15 protein-coding genes are annotated in these 16974 nt (G+C 66.0%); 12 read left to right on the forward strand and 3 right to left on the reverse strand.

The genetic code is table 11. The annotated features are described in order from the left end of the window. The first annotated feature begins 13 nt into the window (after positions 1-13). The 3 genes from LG391_RS19745 (at position 14) to LG391_RS19755 (ending at position 2984) form a co-directional block, all read left to right on the forward strand. Positions 14-784, forward strand: a complete 771-nt coding sequence (locus LG391_RS19745) for an SDR family oxidoreductase (RefSeq protein ID WP_225769748.1) — start codon at positions 14-16, stop codon at positions 782-784. 401 nt (positions 785-1185) lie between these two features. Next, positions 1186-2175 (forward strand): NAD(P)-dependent oxidoreductase, encoded by a 990-nt coding sequence (locus tag LG391_RS19750; RefSeq protein ID WP_225769819.1) that lies wholly within the window; start codon positions 1186-1188, stop codon positions 2173-2175. A 32-nt stretch (positions 2176-2207) separates the two neighbouring features. Continuing rightward, entirely contained in the window at positions 2208-2984 is a 777-nt protein-coding gene (locus LG391_RS19755; protein WP_225769749.1) for an FkbM family methyltransferase, read from the forward strand. Here the strand turns inward: LG391_RS19755 and LG391_RS19760 are convergent. Then, positions 2981-4012 carry a Gfo/Idh/MocA family protein gene (locus LG391_RS19760; RefSeq protein ID WP_225769750.1) on the reverse strand — a complete coding sequence of 344 codons (1032 nt, stop codon included), beginning with the start codon at positions 4010-4012 and terminating at the stop codon, positions 2981-2983. The two genes, LG391_RS19755 and LG391_RS19760, sit on opposite strands and share 4 nt — an antisense overlap. Before the next feature lie 166 nt (positions 4013-4178). On the opposite strand from LG391_RS19760, the gene LG391_RS19765 reads away from it, so the two are divergent. From LG391_RS19765 to LG391_RS19785, 5 genes are read left to right on the forward strand one after another with little or no spacing between them, the layout of a single operon-like run. Further along, positions 4179-4985, forward strand: a complete 807-nt coding sequence (locus LG391_RS19765) for a glycosyltransferase family 2 protein (protein WP_225769751.1) — start codon at positions 4179-4181, stop codon at positions 4983-4985. Then, positions 4982-6250 (forward strand): B12-binding domain-containing radical SAM protein, encoded by a 1269-nt coding sequence (locus tag LG391_RS19770; RefSeq protein ID WP_225769752.1) that lies wholly within the window; start codon positions 4982-4984, stop codon positions 6248-6250. Before LG391_RS19765 ends, LG391_RS19770 begins: the two co-directional genes overlap by 4 nt. 38 nt (positions 6251-6288) lie before the next feature. Further along, complete coding sequence (locus LG391_RS19775; protein ID WP_225769753.1) at positions 6289-6456, forward strand: hypothetical protein; 168 nt, start codon at positions 6289-6291, stop codon at positions 6454-6456. Next, entirely contained in the window at positions 6453-7094 is a 642-nt protein-coding gene (locus tag LG391_RS19780) for a sugar transferase (protein WP_225769754.1), read from the forward strand. Before LG391_RS19775 ends, LG391_RS19780 begins: the two co-directional genes overlap by 4 nt. Positions 7095-7131: 37 nt before the next feature. Further along, positions 7132-8130, forward strand: coding sequence for a radical SAM/SPASM domain-containing protein (locus LG391_RS19785; protein WP_225769755.1), 999 nt, complete (start codon positions 7132-7134; stop codon positions 8128-8130). On the opposite strand, the gene LG391_RS19790 is transcribed toward LG391_RS19785, so the two are convergent. Next, positions 8104-9321, reverse strand: coding sequence for a DegT/DnrJ/EryC1/StrS aminotransferase family protein (locus LG391_RS19790; RefSeq protein WP_225769756.1), 1218 nt, complete (start codon positions 9319-9321; stop codon positions 8104-8106). The genes LG391_RS19785 and LG391_RS19790 overlap by 27 nt on opposite strands. Before the next feature lie 361 nt (positions 9322-9682). Next, positions 9683-10525: an endo alpha-1,4 polygalactosaminidase gene (locus tag LG391_RS19795; protein ID WP_225769757.1), complete on the reverse strand. Its 843-nt coding sequence runs from the start codon at positions 10523-10525 to the stop codon at positions 9683-9685. A 201-nt stretch (positions 10526-10726) separates the two neighbouring features. On the opposite strand from LG391_RS19795, the gene LG391_RS19800 reads away from it, so the two are divergent. The 4 genes from LG391_RS19800 (at position 10727) to LG391_RS19815 (ending at position 16971) form a co-directional block, all read left to right on the forward strand. Next, on the forward strand, positions 10727-11335 hold the full coding sequence (locus tag LG391_RS19800) for a TetR/AcrR family transcriptional regulator (protein ID WP_225769758.1): 609 nt from the start codon (positions 10727-10729) through the stop codon (positions 11333-11335). A gap of 67 nt (positions 11336-11402) precedes the next feature. Further along, positions 11403-12671, forward strand: a complete 1269-nt coding sequence (locus LG391_RS19805) for an MFS transporter (protein ID WP_225769759.1) — start codon at positions 11403-11405, stop codon at positions 12669-12671. Beyond that, positions 12668-13870: an efflux RND transporter periplasmic adaptor subunit gene (locus LG391_RS19810; RefSeq protein ID WP_225769760.1), complete on the forward strand. Its 1203-nt coding sequence runs from the start codon at positions 12668-12670 to the stop codon at positions 13868-13870. Before LG391_RS19805 ends, LG391_RS19810 begins: the two co-directional genes overlap by 4 nt. Next, positions 13867-16971 (forward strand): efflux RND transporter permease subunit, encoded by a 3105-nt coding sequence (locus LG391_RS19815; protein ID WP_225769761.1) that lies wholly within the window; start codon positions 13867-13869, stop codon positions 16969-16971. Before LG391_RS19810 ends, LG391_RS19815 begins: the two co-directional genes overlap by 4 nt. Positions 16972-16974 lie beyond the last annotated feature (3 nt).

Consider the following 16974-nt stretch of genomic DNA (forward strand, 5'->3'; position numbering starts at 1 on the left):
AGGGACACCGGACATGCCGGGAAAACTGGAGGGCCGCGTCGCCGTCGTGATCGGCGCGGCGCGGGGCATCGGCGCCGCCATCGCCGAGCGGCTGGCGGCCGACGGCGCGCGGGTGGTGATCGGCGACACCGAGGCCGCGGCGGGGATGGCGACGGCGGAACGGCTGGGCGGCCGCTTCGTCGCCACCGACATCAGCCGCAAGGACCATGCCGAGGCTATCGTGCGCGCCGCGGTCGATAGCTTCGGCCGGCTCGACATCCTGGTGCAGAACGCCGCGATCTATCCCTGGACCCTGATCGAGGACATCGAGCCCGAGGAGTGGGACCGGGTGATGGCGGTGAACCTGCGCGGCACCTATCTCGCCGCCCGGGCGGCGCTGCCGGCGGTGCGGGCGGGGGGAGGGGGGCGGATGATCTTCACCTCCTCGATCACGGGCCCGCGCGTCACCAGCCCGGGCCACGGCCACTACGCCGCCACCAAGGCCGGCATCAACGGCTTCCTGAAATCCGCGGCGCTGGAGTTCTCGGGCTACGGCATCACTGTCAACGGGGTCGAGCCCGGAAACATCCTGACCGAGGGGATGCAGCAGCACCGCAGCGCCGAGTTCATCGCCATGATGGAGCGGGCGGTGCCGCTTGGCCGGCTCGGCACGCCGCAGGACGTCGCGGCTGCGGTGGCCTTCCTGGCCTCGGACGACGCCGCCTACATCACCGGCACCACCATCGTCGTAGACGGCGGCCAGACCCTGCCGGAAGGGCACGACTTCCGGCTGCGGCCGCAATAGGGAGAGGGCAGGCGAGGGGCTGCGCCCGGCCGCTTCTCCGGGCGCGACCGTTTTGAAGACCGCCCCCTCGCCGTCCTTGCGCGGAGGAGAAGCCGGCGAGGCATCGAGGAGCCTCCGGGCCCCGCTGAAGCGGACGACCAGCGGCCGGGCCCAACTGAACCGGACCCCGCGCACGCACTGGAAATCCCCTTGCGCGATCACGGACTCTGATGAAGCTCTGTTATCCGTCACCGCGATCGTAGCGCCTTGCAGTCGGCATGAAAGATAACGAAGCTTGGTTTGCAAACGGTTTTGTGCCGCACTAATCTTGAGAAATTCAATATCGCCGCGGCTGATATGGCTGTGAGGGGCGTCGGGGACGGTGCATCTGGGGGGATTGTCAAATTACCGACAAGATTTTCATCACCGGCGTTGCAGGTTTCCTGGGAAGCCACCTGGCCGACGCATTCTTGAGTCGTGGTGAGCAGGTAGCCGGTATCGACAATCTTCTGGGCGGCGCCGTTGAGAACGTGCCGCCCGGGGTCAACTTCCGGATGGTCGACTGCAACGACCGGCATGCCTATGCCGACATGCTCCATGGCACACGGGTCGCCTACCATTGCGCCGCATTGGCCCATGAGGGCCTCAGCGTATTCTCGCCGCATCTGATCAGCACGCACGGCGTCAATGCGACGACGGGCTTCATCAGCGCGGCCATCGCTGCCGGCGTCAAGCGCATCGTGTATTGCTCCTCCATGGCGCGATATGGCCGTAACCCGCCGCCCTTTACGGAAGACCAGGATCCTCGACCGGTCGATCCCTATGCAGTGTCGAAATGTGCTGGCGAGCTGATGCTGCGCACGCTCTGCGACGCTCATGGCGTGGAGTTCAATATCGCAGTTCCGCACAATATTATCGGCCCGCGGCAGCGCTACGACGATCCCTACCGCAATGTCGCGAGCATCATGATCAACAGGATGCTCCGCGGCCTTCAGCCGGTCATCTATGGCGACGGCGCTCAACGGCGATGCTTCAGCTTTGTCGACGATGTCGTGCCCTCGCTGGTCCGTCTTGGCGTCGACCCCGATATTCGGTCGGAGGTCTTCAATCTTGGTCCCGACGAGCAGGTCGTGAGCATACTGGATCTGGCGCGCGAGATTGCCGACCTGCTCGACTTCGAGCTGGCACCGATTTTCGTGCCCTCCCGGCCGCTCGAGGTGCAGCATGCGTTTTGCTCCTCCGACAAGGCACGCCGCCTCCTGGGCTATCGGACCACCTATAGGTTGCGGGACGGCCTGGCCAAAATCATCGCCTGGATCCGCGCCAAGGGCCCCAAGGAATTCCGCTACGATTACGAGATCGAGATCCGCAACGAGCGGACCCCCCGAACATGGGCGGAGTCGATCATCTAACCGGAAGAATAGTCGCTGTCGGAGATGACGACATGGACCCGGCGCAGCTGTTCCGCAAGATCGGCCGCACGGCCCAGGTCCATATCCCGTTTCTTCGGGAACTGGGCAAATCCGTCGAGCACCGATGGCGCCTGCTGATACGCGCACCCCACGACCGGGAGTTGGACGGATTGCGGCTGATTGATGTGCCTGGCAATGCGTTGTTCCTGGACGTCGGCGCCAATCGCGGCTGGGCCACCCGCTCCATCAAAGCCATCTGTCCAAACGTTCGCATCGACGGCTTCGAGCCGAATCCCGAAATGGCCCGCCGCATCGCCCATCTCTACCGCCCGCCGGACGCCTTCCACATGCTGGCCCTGGCGGACCGTACGGGGGAGTTTCCGCTCTACGTGCCGAGCTATCGGGGGCTGGCCTTCGACGGCCTAGCGTCCCTGAGCGAGACGGAGGCGCGCCGCTGGCTCAGCCGGGACACCCTGTTCGGATTCGATCCCAGACGCATGGCAATCCGTGAGATCGCGGTTCGCGTCACGACCTTGGACAGTCTTGGCCTCGATCCCTTCTTCATCAAGATCGACGTGCAGGGGCACGAATACGATGTGATCGCCGGTGGCTTGGCCACGATCGCGTCATCGCAGCCCATCATTTTCGCGGAAAGCCAGGTCCTGGATATAGAAAAGGTGCTCGGGCTGCTGTCGGACTGGAGCTATCAGGTCTGGCGCTTCGACGGCGCGTTTCGGGCAGGGGAGATTTCCGAGCAAAACGTGTATCTGGTGCCCGCGTCGAAGATCGGGCTGATCCGGGCGTCCTAGGCGTCCTGCCGGCAAGCCATCTCGTAGGGTGGAGCCGCCTCGATCCACGTCCCACCCGCTTCGGCAGAGGACATGCACGCGTCGACGATGGCGGCGAGCCGCACGCCTTGCCAACCGTCAGACACGGGTCTTTCTCCTGTTCGCACGCAACGCAGAAAACATTCGACCGCATTCGCCAAGGTTTCCCTTCGGCTGTGCAGCGGCAGAACCCTGCCGTTGAGACGATCTGCGTCGACGCCGCAAAGTCCATGTTCGTCCGCCACGGGGCGCGGACGCTCATGGAATCTGACCTTGTGATGGAGCTCCATGTCATCGAACTCGACGGCCTGCCGATTTGAGCTGATGACAATGCGCCGGGCTTTGGTCGATGCGGACCAGTTCACGTTGATTCCAGCTCTCATGCCTGACGCATAAGTCAGCGCTATCCTCTGGCCAGGCGTGGCGGCGCCTTGAGTCGGCAGTTTTTTTGCGGAGACGGCGAGAGGGCTCTCACCGACGAGGAAGTCCAGAATGGCAAGGTCATGGATCGCAAGATCGTGAAAGATGGAGGTATCCTCTCGACACTGCCCTTTATTGGTTCGAATCGATTCGTAGCACCGGACGTTTTCGAGATCTTTTAGGACGAGCATTTCCTTGATCAGCCTGATGCTGTCACTGTAGAGAAAAGTATGATCAACGAATAGAACCCGTCTGCGCTCCTGCGCCAGCATGACCAGTGCTCGTGCCTGGGCCGCCGTCTCTGCAATCGGCTTCTCGATCCAGACATGCCTTCCAGCCTCAAGAGCGGCTTTGGCGATGCCGTAATGGGTGTTGGCCGGCGTGGCTATGACCACGGCATCCATATTGCCTCTGCCCAACAGCTCGTCCGGGCTCGCCGCGAGCAAAGCATTCGGAAAATGGCGGCGGGCCTCCTCGCGCTTGAGAGGGGCGATATCGGCGATGAAGGACACGTCGAGTGCCGGCACTTCCGAGAAGCATCGGGAAAGTATCTTTCCCCAGTAGCCGAACCCGATGATGCCGATCCGCATGCAGCGCCCCTCCCGCCCTGATCTGCCGCTCCTCAAATTACCACCCTCAATCTTCCGATTCTATCCAGCAGCATCGCCGAATTTCCATGTTTCGATGAAATAACGGCATGGCGTTGCGTCGCCGACTGCCTCTGTTAAAGTGATCCGGGGTGGGGGGATGATTCGTATGCCCGATATATCGATTGTGATTATCTCGACCAACGAGGGCGAGGAACTGGACCCTTGCCTGGCATCGGTGCTGGCCAGCTCTGCGGATTTCGAGCTGATCGTGTTCGACAACGCGTCCACGGATCAGACCGGCGACCTGCTGGCACGCAAATATCGCGACAGTCGGATTTCTGTCGTGACCAATCCCACGAAACTGGGATTTATCGAAAACAATAACAGGGGAATAGCGATGGCGAGAGGTCGCTACGTCCTCCTGCTCAATCCCGATACGATTCTGAAGCCTGACACGCTGGCTGCCATGGTGAGCTTCATGGACGCTCATGCGGATGCTGCGGTTGCAACCTGCCGTCTGCTCTATCCCGACGGCGCACACCAGACACATGTCCGGCGCTTTCCGACGCTTCGAAGCTATTTTTGGCGCATTACCCATCTGGACAGGCTGTTTCCGCGTCTGCGATCTGTCGAACGGTATCTGATGAACGACCTGCGGCACGATCGGCCGGTCGAAGTGGACTGGTTCATCACCGCCTTTTTCTTCATGCGCAGACAGGTCATTGACCGGATCGGCGCGCTCGACAGAACGCTGCTGCAGCCGTTCTATTGTGAAGATCTTGAATGGTGCTATCGCGCCCGTCTTAGCGGTTACAAGAACTATTACCTTCCGAACGTTACGATCACTCACGTCTATCGCCAAAGCAGCAGCAAACGCTTCGGTCGCCTTTCCATCGTTCATTTTTGCAATATCGCAATATTCTTCTGGAAACATCGCATGGCGTTGCTGACTGGAAAGGTCGCCTCGACATGAGCGTGTTGTTGCTGAATCAGCCCTGGATCGAAAGCGAGGACGAGTACGGCCTTCGTGCGGGGGTCCGCTGGGCGCAGATCCGCAAGCGTGACCGCTCGATGCCGTTTTATTCCTTTCCCTACGCACTTGCATGCGCCACCAGCTACCTCAATGCCAACGATGTTAAGGCCGTTCTGCGCGACAGCATCGCCTTGGGGGAGCGGAAGGAGCAGACGCTGCGGCACATCGCGGACCGCGATTACGACGTTGTCGTTCTGGAGACCTCGACAGCCTCCGTCGAATACGATCTCGGCTTCTGCGACGCGATCAAGGAGCTTCGTCCCGAGGTGACCGTCTGTCTTTCCGGGCAGCACGCCACCGCGATGCCGGAGGACGTATTGCGCTCTAGCCGCGCCGATTTCGTTTTGATCGGCGAATACGAAAAAACCCTCCTCGACCTCTGCCGGCGCCTGAATGCCGGCCAGGCGCCTGAGACCCAGATGAAGGGCCTAGCCTATCTGCGGGAGGGGCAGTTCATCAATGGAGGTCGACGGGAAGCTCTGGATCTCGGCGATTTGCCGCCGCCCTACAGAGACCCCTTGACGGTCCAGAAATACAGTGAGCCATCTGCTCGCTTCTTTCCCAACGCTGCCGTGATGACATCGCGCGGCTGTTCGTTCCAGTGCACATTCTGCGTTGAGGCTTCCCTCAACTATGGCTGGCCCTCGCGGTTCCGCTACCGTCCGCTGGAGAATGTGCGCGAGGAAATCCTGACGCTGGCCGCCGACCATGGGATCAAGGAGATTTTCTTTGATGACTCATTCTTTACGGAAAAGCGCGCCATCGAGATATCGGAGTTGATGGGTTCTCTCCCTGTCCGGCTGCATTGGTCGTGCTGGATCGATCGAGGCATTTCCGAAGAGACCTTGAGACGAATGAAGCGGGCCGGGTGTTCGGGGGTTAAGTTCGGGGTCGAGACTTTCGATCCGGAGATCGGGCTCGCGGCACGGAAGAAGGTTCGTCGCGAGGCCGTGGAAGCGCTGGTCCGGCGCTGCCGCCGGGCCGGCCTGCTGACCCATGCCAGCTACGTCTTCGGACTTCCGGGCGAAACGCGGCAGACCCTGGAAAGGACCTTGCAGGCAGCGGCTTCGCTCAAGACGACATCCTTTCAAGCTCCATCGCCGTCCCGATCCCCGGAACGGAGCTGTTTGAGCAGGCGCAGAGAAACGGCTGGCTGCGAACGACCAATTGGAACGAATACGAAGGGCAGGGCTCGTCCGTCCTGAGATACCGGGATCTGAGCGAGACCGACCTGGTCTGGGCCATGACCCAGGCGCGCCGGCTGAAGATCCGCAAGCTGCTGAAGAATCCTCTGGCGCTGTCTCTGTACGCCATCAAGCTTCTTCGGATGATGGGGCCGCGGGATTTCATCCGGGATATGCGTCGGAAGACAGCGTTTCTTCTGACGCGGGAAGCACAGCCGCGAAGATGACGACTCCACCGACCACCGCATCCCGCGTTCCGACTTCGGGCAAGCGCGTTTTTGACGTCGCCGTCTCGGCGGTCCTGCTGGTGGCGCTGGCGCTGCCATTCGCCCTCGTCGCCATTCTCGTCGCGCTGGACTTGCGGGGAATGCCGTTCTTTTGCCAGCGCCGGATCGGCTGGAACGGCAAGCCTTTTACGATCTACAAGTTCCGCAGCATGAAAAAGGGCAGCCCGCCCGCCAATCCCGGCGACAATGCGGAGGTTCCGTTCCTTTACGTGCCGCGGCATGATCCTCGCATTACTCGCCTCGGCAGGTTTCTGCGCCGCTACAGCATCGACGAGACCCCGCAGCTCTTGAATGTCCTTCTGGGCAACATGAGCCTGATCGGACCAAGGCCGTTCGATGTCCGCGATTTCGAGCAAGGCCCCTTTCCGTATGACGGTTATGGCGAATGGGCTCGGAAACGCCATTGGGCACGGCCTGGAATAACCGGTCTCTGGCAGGTATCGGGGCGCAACGACACCAGCTTTGCCGATCTCATTGCTCTCGACCTGCGATACGTCATGGAATGGACGCCGGGCTTGGAGTTCTTGATTATTCGCCGGACCTTCAGGGCGGTGATGGGCGGCCGCGGTGTCTACTGAGCCTCTCGGCCGCGCCAGGAAAGCCCTGGCTCGCACCATGCGCTATGCCAGGGCCGGACTGTCCTGGAAAATCCGCGGCGACACCGTGCTGGGGTATGCGCCCGAGGAAATCTCCTTGGAGCTGACCAACAGCTGCAACTTCAAATGCGCATTCTGCCCGCAATCGGATCCCAAGCACTTCGATCATGTCGCGCGCACCATGTTGGACCCGGACGCGGCGGAACTGATGCTGACTCGGCTTCGCGAAGGCGGCGTCAAGACGGATGTGATGCACTGGACGCTCGACGGTGAGCCGTTCCTGAATCGCAATTTCGATGATATCTGCGCTCTAGCTGTCAAGCTTGGCTGGCGCCACTTCATCTTCGCAACGAACGGCTTTTACTGTACGCCGGCAAGGCTATCCACGCTGCCGCGACAGAACGGAGCGCGCTATGTCCTTCATGTCGATTTCTGTTCAGACGAAGCGCTCTTTGAAAAGCATCGCGGCCAGGCGGGGTCCTGGGAACGGATCAGACGCAACATTCTGGGCGTGGCGAACGACAGGGCTCTCGCGCATATCAGCGTCCAACTGACCGACATCTCGTCCTTTGCGATCGATGATGCCGATGTGTTGGAAAGGCGGTTCTCCGACCTGAAACGCATATTTTCCGGATGTCGGGGCATAACCTTCAAGACGCGGACGTTCCACAACGCCTGTGGACACGTTCCGGAGCTGGCTGCGCGGAAGAAGGCCGCCAACCGCACCTACAATCTGTGCCCTTATCCCTGGATGTCGCTGTACGTGGCGTCGAACGGCGATGTGGTCGCCTGCTGTCGGGACCTGCGACACAAAACGGTGCTGGGCAATCTCATCACCGACAGCCTTCCTTCGATCTGGAATGGGCCGAGATATCAGCAAATGCGTGCAGTCTTGCTCGCCCGGAAGCCGGAAAGCATCGATGCATGTAAAAATTGCGATCTGCCTTACGACGCCAACAAATTCGCTCTCGGCCATATGATCCATATCGCGCTAAACCGGTTTGGCATGCTGCGGTAGCGGCGCAGAGCGGGAAAGGGCGCGCGTCTCTGCCGCATCTCCAAGCTTGGTGTCCTCGATGCCGATGCCCGGGTCGGGTATGGACTCGGATTGCCGAATGGCTTGCCGCGTCGCACGACAGACCTCGTCGACCTGCTGCTCCGTCATCTCGGCGAACATCGGCAGAGACAGGGTTCTTTCGGATACGCGCTCGGCGATCGGAAAATCACCTCGCCGGTAGCCGAGATTGGCGTAGGCGGGCTGCAGGTGCACCGGCCGCGGATAGTGAATCCCGGTCTCGATCCCCGCAGCCGTGAGTGCGGCCCGCACTCGGTCGCGGTCGGAGACTTCGATCGCAAACACATGATGGACGTCGCTGCACCCCGCAAACGCCGTCGGATGATAGGCGATGCTGTCTCCCAGCCCTTCGCGATATCGTCGGGCATGGCAGGCCCGCGCGGCCGACCAGCGGTCCACATGGTCGAGCTTCACCCGCAGCATGGCCGCCTGTATGGCGTCCATTCTCATATTGAAGCCGGCGAGGGCATGTTCGTTTGGTCGATCCTGCCCCCAATGGCGCAGCAGGCGGATGCGTTCGGCCAATTCGGGATTGTTGGTGATGACGGCGCCGCCTTCCCCGAGTGCGCCAAGCGGCTTTGACGGGTAAAAGCTGAAGGTGCCGATGTCGCCGATCCCTCCGACGCGGCGTCCGTTGTGGAGGGCGCCGTGGGCTTGCGATGCGTCCTCGATCAGCCAGAGGCCGTGCGCTTTCGCCAAAGCCGCAAGGGCTGTCATATCGGCCGGGCGCCCATGCAGGTGCACGGGAATGATCGCCTTCGTGCGTGGTGTGACCGCGGCCCGGACAGCCTCGGCATCGATTGTCCATGCATGAGGCTCGATGTCCACGAGAACCGGGCGCGCACCGGTATATTGGATTGCGGCGATGGTCGCCACAAATGTGAATGCCACCGTAATGACTTCATCGCCTTGTCCGATGCCGCAAGCCAGCAATGCGAGATGCAGCGCGGAGGTTCCGGAGTTTACTGCTATAGCATGTGAGCTGTTGCAATAATTCGCGAACTGATTTTGGAATACATCAACCTCATCGCCAAGGCCATATCTGCCAGATCTGAGGACACGAATGGCTGCATCTTCGAGTGAATCGCGCAGGGATGCATTCTGTGCTTTTAGGTCGATCAGTAGAATACCCATAAATCTACTCCAGAAGCGGTAATTGACGTCACCGTTGTTGCCTGTTTCAGTCCGGCGCTTTGCAGGTGACCGGCCCAGGAAAATCACGCCGATTGAAGATGGCGTCTGCAATACGATCAACCCTAAAGAAGCCGCACTGGATCACCTTGCGGGGCGTGGGCGCGGCTCATTGCCTCGAAAGTACTCGAGAGAAGTCACGTTGTTGAGATGATGTCGGTCGAGAGTCTGGAGCGGATGCTCGATCAGCCGGAGATCGACGCCGCCCTCACCCTGGGTACCGTGCGCAATGGCGTTATCCGGCCGATGTCCTTCCCGGGAGGGAAGGGGACTCGTTCGGATCCGGCGAGCGCGGCTCAGCCGCTCAGCACCATTTGTACTCGTAATCGGAATCGCCGGCCGGGACCACGTCCCGGTCGCGGTAGATGATCGAGATCTTGCTGCCGCGCGCGGCGCAGGCGGCGTTGAAGAAGCTGATCGGGTCGACCGGGTTGCCGTCCGCGTCCCGATCGTTGTCGTTGTACTCGATCTCGTAGACCTGGTTGCCGTAGACGTCGGTGAAGGCCTCGCACTCCGACCACACCTGGCATTCCTCGACGATCGCGAAGTCGAAGCCGATCTGCGAGATCCCGATCGGCGCCAGCTCGCTGGTGTTCTTCTGCGCGATCGCGATGTTGGCGGCATGGGCGCGCTGGACCAACAGCTTGGCGAAGGCGGTGTTGCCGGCCTTGCTCAGCACGCCCTTGGAACGGGTCCAGGAATCGAGATTGTCGGGCTCGACCGCCTTGAAGCCGTCGGCCGCGCATTTGTCGATCCAGGGCCCGACGATGGCCATCAGCGCGGTGCGCTTGGCCGCCGTGGAGGTGTCGAGGATGTACTCGTCCGGCCAATCCGGATCGATCACGTATTTGCCGTCCTTCTTGACCAGCAGGTTGGAGTGGTTCTGCGTCCACCACACCGCGTCGCCGGGCTGGGTCTGGAACGCATTGACGTAGCAGATGCTGTATTTGCCCGGGGCGGGCGCCGCCAGCCGGTCGCGGTCGACGATGGCGACGCCGGCCGCGGCGGCATAGGCGCCGCCGATCTGGTAGTCGAATTGCCCGTTCGCGGGCGGCCGGGTGAAGGCCAGGGCGCTCGCGGACCAGACCGCAAGGACGCTCGCCGCGGCGACGGCGGCGGCCGTCGTCCGGAACCACAATGCATGCATTTGGGGTCGTGACCTCTCGGGCCTGCCTTCCCCGCCTCGAGCCCGGTCGCTCTGGCGTGGTGGGGCCGGGCTGGTACCGGCTGGGGGCGGGCCATGGATAGGATGACGGTCCTCCGGCGCCGCGGTCAAGAGCCATCGCACTTGACGGCCGCCTGCGTTCAAATTAATAGATTGAGTGCTTAATTAATTCGAGTCGCAGAGATGGGGCGCAAGCTCGACCCCGAGAGATATGAGGCCCGGCGGCGGGAGATCCTGGAGGCGGCGATCGTCTGCTTCGCCCGCAACGGCTTCCACCAGACCACCACGGCGCAGATCTGCGCCGAGGCGGGGATGAGCTCGGGCAACATCTTCCACTACTTCGCCAACAAGGAAGCGATCATCGAGGCGATCGTGGCGGAAGACCGGCGCGAGACTGCCGCCTATTTCGCCGGTCTCGATGCGGTGGAGGACCAGTTCGGCGCGATCCTCGGCTTCCTCGACAGCTCGCTGGAATACGCGGTGGACGAGACCACCGTGCGCCTGATCCTGGAGATCGCGGCCGAGTCCATCCGCAACCCCGCGATCGGTGCGGTGGTGACGGCGTCGGACGCCGAGGCCCGGGCCGGCCTGGCGCAGGTCGTGCGCCGGGCGATTGCGCGCGGCCAGGTCGATGCCGGCCTCGACCCCGACGCGACGGCCACCTGGATCATGGCTCTGGTCGACGGCGTTTTCTCCCGCCTCTCGATCGACCCCGGCTTCAAGCCGCTGGAGCAGGCGCCGATGCTGCGCCTGATCGTCGAGCGCTTCCTTCGGCCCGGGGGGCAAGCATGACGGGCAGCGAGACCGCCGCCTAGGCCGCAACAGCGGCAATCCGGTTTTCGAAGCAATGGTGTTCCTGATGCGGCCCGTCCGCTCTCCAATCGCGTACCGGCGCCGCCTGCCGGTGCTCGGCAGCATCGCCGCGGGCGGGCTGTCTGCGATCGGCAATTCGGTCGCCATGGTGGCGCTGCCCTGGTTCGTCCTGACCCTGACCGGCAGCCCGCTGTGGACCGGCATCGCCGCCGCGGCCGGCATGGTGCCGCTGATCGCCGGCATGCTGGTCGGCGGCGGCCTGGTCGACCGCTTCAGCCCACGCTGGATCGCCGTCGGCGGGGACCTAGCCAGTGCGCTCTCGGTCGCGGCCGTCCCCCTGCTGCACCACCTGGACGCGCTCGGCATCGGCGGGCTCATCGCGCTGATCGCGGTCGGCTCGCTCATGGACGGGCCGGCCGGCATCGCCGCCGAGAGCCGGCATCCGGAGCTCGCGCGCCTCGCCGGCTTCCGGCTGGAGCGGATCAAGGCGGTCGACGAGTTGGTGGAGAATGCCAGCGTGCTGGTCGGGCCGGCCCTGGCCGGCGCCATGATCGCGCTGGTCGGCATCGGCGACACGCTGTGGCTGACCGCCGCCTGCTCGCTGGCCGCGGCGATCCTCGACGTCGTCTCCCTGCCGGCGCGCCGCAAGACGAGCCGGTCGGGACCGGCCCCAACCGGCATTGCCGGTGCGCTCGAAGGCGCGCGCTTCCTGCTGCGCGATCCGCTGATGCGCAGCCTGATCCTGCTCGGCACGCTGTTCGGCGTCGCCTTCGGCGCGCTCGAGGCGGTGGTGATGCCGGCCTTCTTCCGCGAGACCGGGCAGGGCGCGGCCAGCCTCGGCCTGTTCCTGTCCGCGGCCGGCGGCGGCGCCATCGCCGGCACGCTGGCCTATGCCGCCTGGTCGCATCGCGTCCGCGGCCGCCTGGTGCTGCTGGCCGGCTGCGCGGTCGAGACACTGGCCATGCTGGTGCTGACCTTCGCGCCGCCCATTCCGGTCCTGGTCGCGGCCGGCGCGCTGGCCGGCTTCGCCACCGGGCCGATCGGCCCGATCGTCGCGACCGCGACCCTGAAGCGCGTGCCGGTCCGGCTGCGCGGCCGCGCCCTCGGCATCGCCGATGCGATCGAGCTGGCGGCGATCCCGGCCGCCATCGTTGCGGCCGGCGCCGTGGTCGAGCTCCTCGGCGCCGCGCCGGTCCTGCTCGCGCTCGCCGTCGCGCTCGGCGCCATCACTCTACTGGCCGCCGGCCTGCCCGGGCTGCGGCAGCTCGATGCCGGACGCCCCTCCCATCATCCATCGCCTGCGGTGACACGATGACGAACGACAGTCCCTCGCAGCCCGGCGCGCGGCGTCCGCGCGCGCGCCGCATCCTGCTGTTCCTCGGTGTCGCCGTCGTTGCCGTGGCCGCCGGGGCGGCGCTGCTCGACGCCTCCGATGAGGGGCCGGCCCCCGTGCCGGCGGCCGAGGCCGCGCCGCGCACCGTCACCACCGAGATCGCGGCGCTGCGGCGGCTGGATGTGGTCGTGCCGGTCACGGGGACGCTGGTGGCGCGCGACGAGATCGCGATCGGCACCGCGGTCGACGGCCAGCGCGTCGCCGAGGTGCTGGTGGAGGAGGGCGACCACGTCGCCGCGGGCCAGGTGCTGCTGCGGCTGGAGACCGACATCCTCGAGGCCCAGCGGCGCGACGCCGAAGGCCGCGTCGCCCGTGCCCGGTCGGCGGCGGCGCAGCAGGGGGCGATGCTGTCGGATGCCGAGGCGAAGGCCCGCCGGGCGGAGCAGCTCGTCGCCGCCAATGCGCTGAGCCGGGAGGAACATGGCGCGCGCCGGACGGCCTTCCTGGCCGCCCGGCACGCGCTGAGCGCCGCCGAGGCCGAACTGGCCCAGGCGGACGCCCAGCTGGTCGAGGCGCAGTCGCGGCTGGAGCGGGCGGTGATCCGGGCGCCGGCCGACGGCATCGTCTCCGAACGCCTGGCGCGGATCGGGGCGATGGCCGGAAGCGAGCCGCTGGTCCGGCTGATCCGCGGCGGCGAGGTCGAGCTGGAGGCCGAGGTGCCGGAGGCCGACCTGCCCCGGATCGCCGCCGGCCAGGCGGCGCAGGTCCGCGCCACCGGGCTGGACCGCGCGGTGGACGGCCGTGTCCGCCTCGTCGCGCCCAAGGTCGACCGGCAGACGCGGCTCGGCGTCGCCCGCATCGCCCTGCCGCCCGGCCCCGACCTGCGCCCCGGCATCTTCGCCCGCCGCCTCGTGCGGGTCGGCGAGCGCGAGGTGCTGACGGTGGGCGAGGGGGCGGTGACTCACGGCCCCCATGACGGCGGCGCCGCGGGGTTCGTCGTCGGTGCCGATGACCGAGTTGTCCGGCGTGCGGTGCAGACCGGGGCGCGGCAGGACGGCCGGGTCGAGATCCGGTCCGGGCTGGCCGCCGGCGACCGGGTGGTCGCGGCCGCCGGCGCCTTCATCCGCGACGGGGAGCGGGTCGCTCCGCTTTCGCCCGGCGCCGCGGAGGCTCGGCGATGACCGGCGGCATCTCCTCCTGGGCGATCCGCCGGCCGGTGCCGACCATCGTCCTCTTTCTCGCGCTGGTCGCGGCGGGGTGGACCGCGTTCCTGCGCCTGCCGGTGAACGCCAACCCGCCGATCTCCTTCCCGGTCGTGCCCGTGACGGTCCCCCAGGCCGATGCGGCGCCGGCCGAGCTGGAGACCCAGGTCCCCCGGCGGGTGGAGGGCGCCATCGCCGGCCTGGCCGGCGTCCGCCATATCCAGTCGACCGTATCGCGCGGCTCGTCCCAGACGACGGTGGAGTTCCGGCTCGGTGTCGACCCGGACCGGGCCACCAACGATGTGCGCGACGCCGTGGCCCAGATCCGGTCGGACCTGCCGCAGGCGATCGAGGAGCCGGTCGTGGCCCGCCTCGACGTCGAAGGCGGCGCGATCCTCTACTATGTGGTACGCGCTCCGGGGATGACGCCGCTGGCGCTGTCCTGGTTCGTCGAGGACACGATCGGGCGCGAGCTGCTGACGGTCCCCGGCGTCCAGCGCGTGCAGCGGCTGGGCGGGGTCGACCGCGAGATCCGGGTCGAGCTCGATCCGGACCGCCTCGCCGCGCTCGGCATCTCGGCCACCGAGGTCAATGCCCAGCTCCGCGCCCGCAACGCCGACGTCCCGGGCGGGCGCAGCGACGTCGCCGGCCGCGAGCAGTCGATCCGCACCCTCGGCGCCGCCGGCAGCGTGGAAGCCCTCGCGGAGAGGCCGATCGCTTTGCCGGGCGGACGCTGGGCGGCGCTGTCCGACCTCGCCCGGGTCAGCGACGGCGCGGCCGAAGCCCGCAGCTTCTCACGCTATGACGGCGATCCCGTGGTCGGCTTCTCCGTCTCCCGCGCCAAGGGATCGAGCGACACGGAGGTGGCCGCGGCCGTGGCCGGCAGGCTGGCCGAGATCGGCGCCCGCATGCCCGGGGTGGCGATCGAGGAGGTGATCTCCACCGTCGAATACACCTATGAAAGCTACGACGCGGCCATGCACACGCTGCTGGAAGGCGCGCTGCTGACCGTGCTGGTCGTCTTCGTCTTCCTGCGCGACTGGCGGGCGACGCTGATCGCGGCCCTGGCCATGCCGCTGTCGATCCTGCCGACCTTCGTCGCCATGCTAGTGTTCGGCTTCACCCTCAACAGCATCAGCCTGCTGGCGCTGACCCTCGTGATCGGCATCCTGGTCGACGACGCCATCGTCGAGGTCGAGAACATCGACCGGCATATCCATCAGGGCAAGCGGCCCTACCGCGCCGCGATCGACGCGGCGGACGCGATCGGCCTCGCCGTGGTGGCGACGACGCTGACCATCGTGGCCGTGTTCACGCCGGTCAGCTTCATCGGCGGCGTGGTTGGGCAGTATTTCCGGCAATTCGGGCTGACCGTCGCCATCGCCGTCCTGGCGTCGCTCCTGGTGGCGCGGCTGGTGACGCCGCTGATGGCCGCCTATCTGCTGCAGCCCAAGCCGGCGGCGGCCGAGGCGGCCCCTGGCCGGCGGTCGTGGCTGGGCGACCGCTATGTCCGGTTGCTGGGCTGGACGCTCGACCACCGGCGCATGACGCTCGGCATCGCCGCGGCGATCTTCGTCGCCTCGCTGATGCTGGCGCCGCTGCTGCCGTCGGGCTTCCTGCCGGAGAGCGACAGCAACGTCTCGCAGCTCAAAGTCGAGCTGCCGCCGGGAACGGCGCTGGCCGAGACCGACCGCGTCACCGGCCGGATCGCGGCGGCGCTGCGCGAGCGGCCGGAGGTCGCCCACGTCCTGGTGATGACCTCGGCCGTCAACGACGCCACGGTCATCATCCGCCTGAGGCCGCGTGCCGAGCGCGGGATGACGCGCAAGCAGTTCGAACGGGCGGTGCGCCCGCTGGTCGCGGCGGTCCCCGACATCCGCTTCGCCTTCCTCAACGATGGCGGGGCCAAGGACGTGTCGGTCATCCTGGCGGGCGATGATCCGGGGCTGCTGGCCGAGACCGCCCGCGCGCTGGAGGCCCAGATGCGCGGCCTCCCGCAGCTCGCCAATGTGCAGTCGAGCGAACCGCTGCCCCAGCCCGAATTGCTGATCCGGCCGCGCTTCGACGAGGCGGCCCGGCTGGGCGTCTCGGTCGAGGCGATCGGCACCATGGCGCGGATCGCGACGGTGGGCGACACCAACGCCAACTCGGCCAAGTTCAACCTGGCCGACCGGCAGATCCCGATCCGCGTCCTGATCGCCAGCGGCGCCCGGGCCGATCCCGAGGTGCTGCGACAGTTGCGGATTCTCGGCGACGGCGGGACGGCGGTGCCCCTGACCTCGGTCGCCGATCTCGGCTTCGGCAGCGGCGAGGCCGAGATCGAGCGCCTCGACCGCAAGCGGCGCGTCGCGGTCGAGGCGGACCTGAACGGCGTCCCCCTCGGCACGGCGTTGGCGGCCGTGGCCGCACTCCCGGCCATGGCGGCGCTGCCGCCGGGCGTGCAGGAGGTGCCTTATGGCGACGCCGAATACATGGCAGAGATGTTCGCCAACTTCGCCCTGGCCATGGGCACCGGCGTGCTGCTGATGCTGGCGGTGCTGATCCTGCTGTTCCGGGACTTCCTGCAGCCGGTGACGATCCTCGTCGCCCTGCCGCTGTCGGTCGGCGGGGCGCTGCTGGCCTTGCTGCTGTACGGGGCGGCGCTCGACCTGTCCTCGACCATCGGCCTCCTGATGCTGATGGGCATCGTCGGCAAGAACTCGATCCTGCTGGTCGACTTCGCCATCGAGGCCCGGCGCCGGGGCCTGCCGCGCCGGGCCGCGCTCCTGGAGGCCGGGGCGATGCGGGCGCGCCCGATCGTCATGACCACGCTCGCCATGGTCGCCGGCATGGCGCCGGCCGCGCTCGGCATCGGCGCCGATGCCGGCTTCCGGGCGCCGATGGCGGTCGCGGTGATCGGCGGCCTGGTCACCTCGACCCTGCTCAGCCTCGTCTTCGTCCCGGTGGTCTTCAGCGTCATGGACGATCTGCGGGCCTGGCTGGCGCCGCGGCTCGGCCGGCTGACCTCGGTGACCCCGGCCGATCTGGCGGCTGACGAAGCGGCCGCCGGACTCATGGCGCGAAGCCGGCCGCAGCGTTGACGG

This window comes from Inquilinus sp. Marseille-Q2685 (assembly GCF_916619195.1).
Classification (GTDB): domain Bacteria; phylum Pseudomonadota; class Alphaproteobacteria; order DSM-16000; family Inquilinaceae; genus Inquilinus.

Excerpts from the sequence above, each read along its gene's own strand:
- LG391_RS19785 (WP_225769755.1), top strand. The coding sequence starts at position 7,132 with ATGCGCTATGCCAGGGCCGGACTGTCCTGGAAAATCCGCGGCGACACC.
- LG391_RS19810 (WP_225769760.1), top strand. The coding sequence starts at position 12,668 with ATGACGAACGACAGTCCCTCGCAGCCCGGCGCGCGGCGTCCGCGCGCG.
- LG391_RS19755 (WP_225769749.1), top strand. The coding sequence starts at position 2,208 with ATGGACCCGGCGCAGCTGTTCCGCAAGATCGGCCGCACGGCCCAGGTC.
- LG391_RS19800 (WP_225769758.1), top strand. The coding sequence starts at position 10,727 with ATGGGGCGCAAGCTCGACCCCGAGAGATATGAGGCCCGGCGGCGGGAG.
- LG391_RS19770 (WP_225769752.1), top strand. The coding sequence starts at position 4,982 with ATGAGCGTGTTGTTGCTGAATCAGCCCTGGATCGAAAGCGAGGACGAG.
- LG391_RS19775 (WP_225769753.1), top strand. The coding sequence starts at position 6,289 with ATGACCCAGGCGCGCCGGCTGAAGATCCGCAAGCTGCTGAAGAATCCT.
- LG391_RS19765 (WP_225769751.1), top strand. The coding sequence starts at position 4,179 with ATGCCCGATATATCGATTGTGATTATCTCGACCAACGAGGGCGAGGAA.
- LG391_RS19795 (WP_225769757.1), bottom strand. The coding sequence starts at position 10,525 with ATGCATGCATTGTGGTTCCGGACGACGGCCGCCGCCGTCGCCGCGGCG.
- LG391_RS19780 (WP_225769754.1), top strand. The coding sequence starts at position 6,453 with ATGACGACTCCACCGACCACCGCATCCCGCGTTCCGACTTCGGGCAAG.
- LG391_RS19745 (WP_225769748.1), top strand. The coding sequence starts at position 14 with ATGCCGGGAAAACTGGAGGGCCGCGTCGCCGTCGTGATCGGCGCGGCG.
- LG391_RS19805 (WP_225769759.1), top strand. The coding sequence starts at position 11,403 with ATGCGGCCCGTCCGCTCTCCAATCGCGTACCGGCGCCGCCTGCCGGTG.
- LG391_RS19790 (WP_225769756.1), bottom strand. The coding sequence starts at position 9,321 with ATGGGTATTCTACTGATCGACCTAAAAGCACAGAATGCATCCCTGCGC.
- LG391_RS19760 (WP_225769750.1), bottom strand. The coding sequence starts at position 4,012 with ATGCGGATCGGCATCATCGGGTTCGGCTACTGGGGAAAGATACTTTCC.
- LG391_RS19815 (WP_225769761.1), top strand. The coding sequence starts at position 13,867 with ATGACCGGCGGCATCTCCTCCTGGGCGATCCGCCGGCCGGTGCCGACC.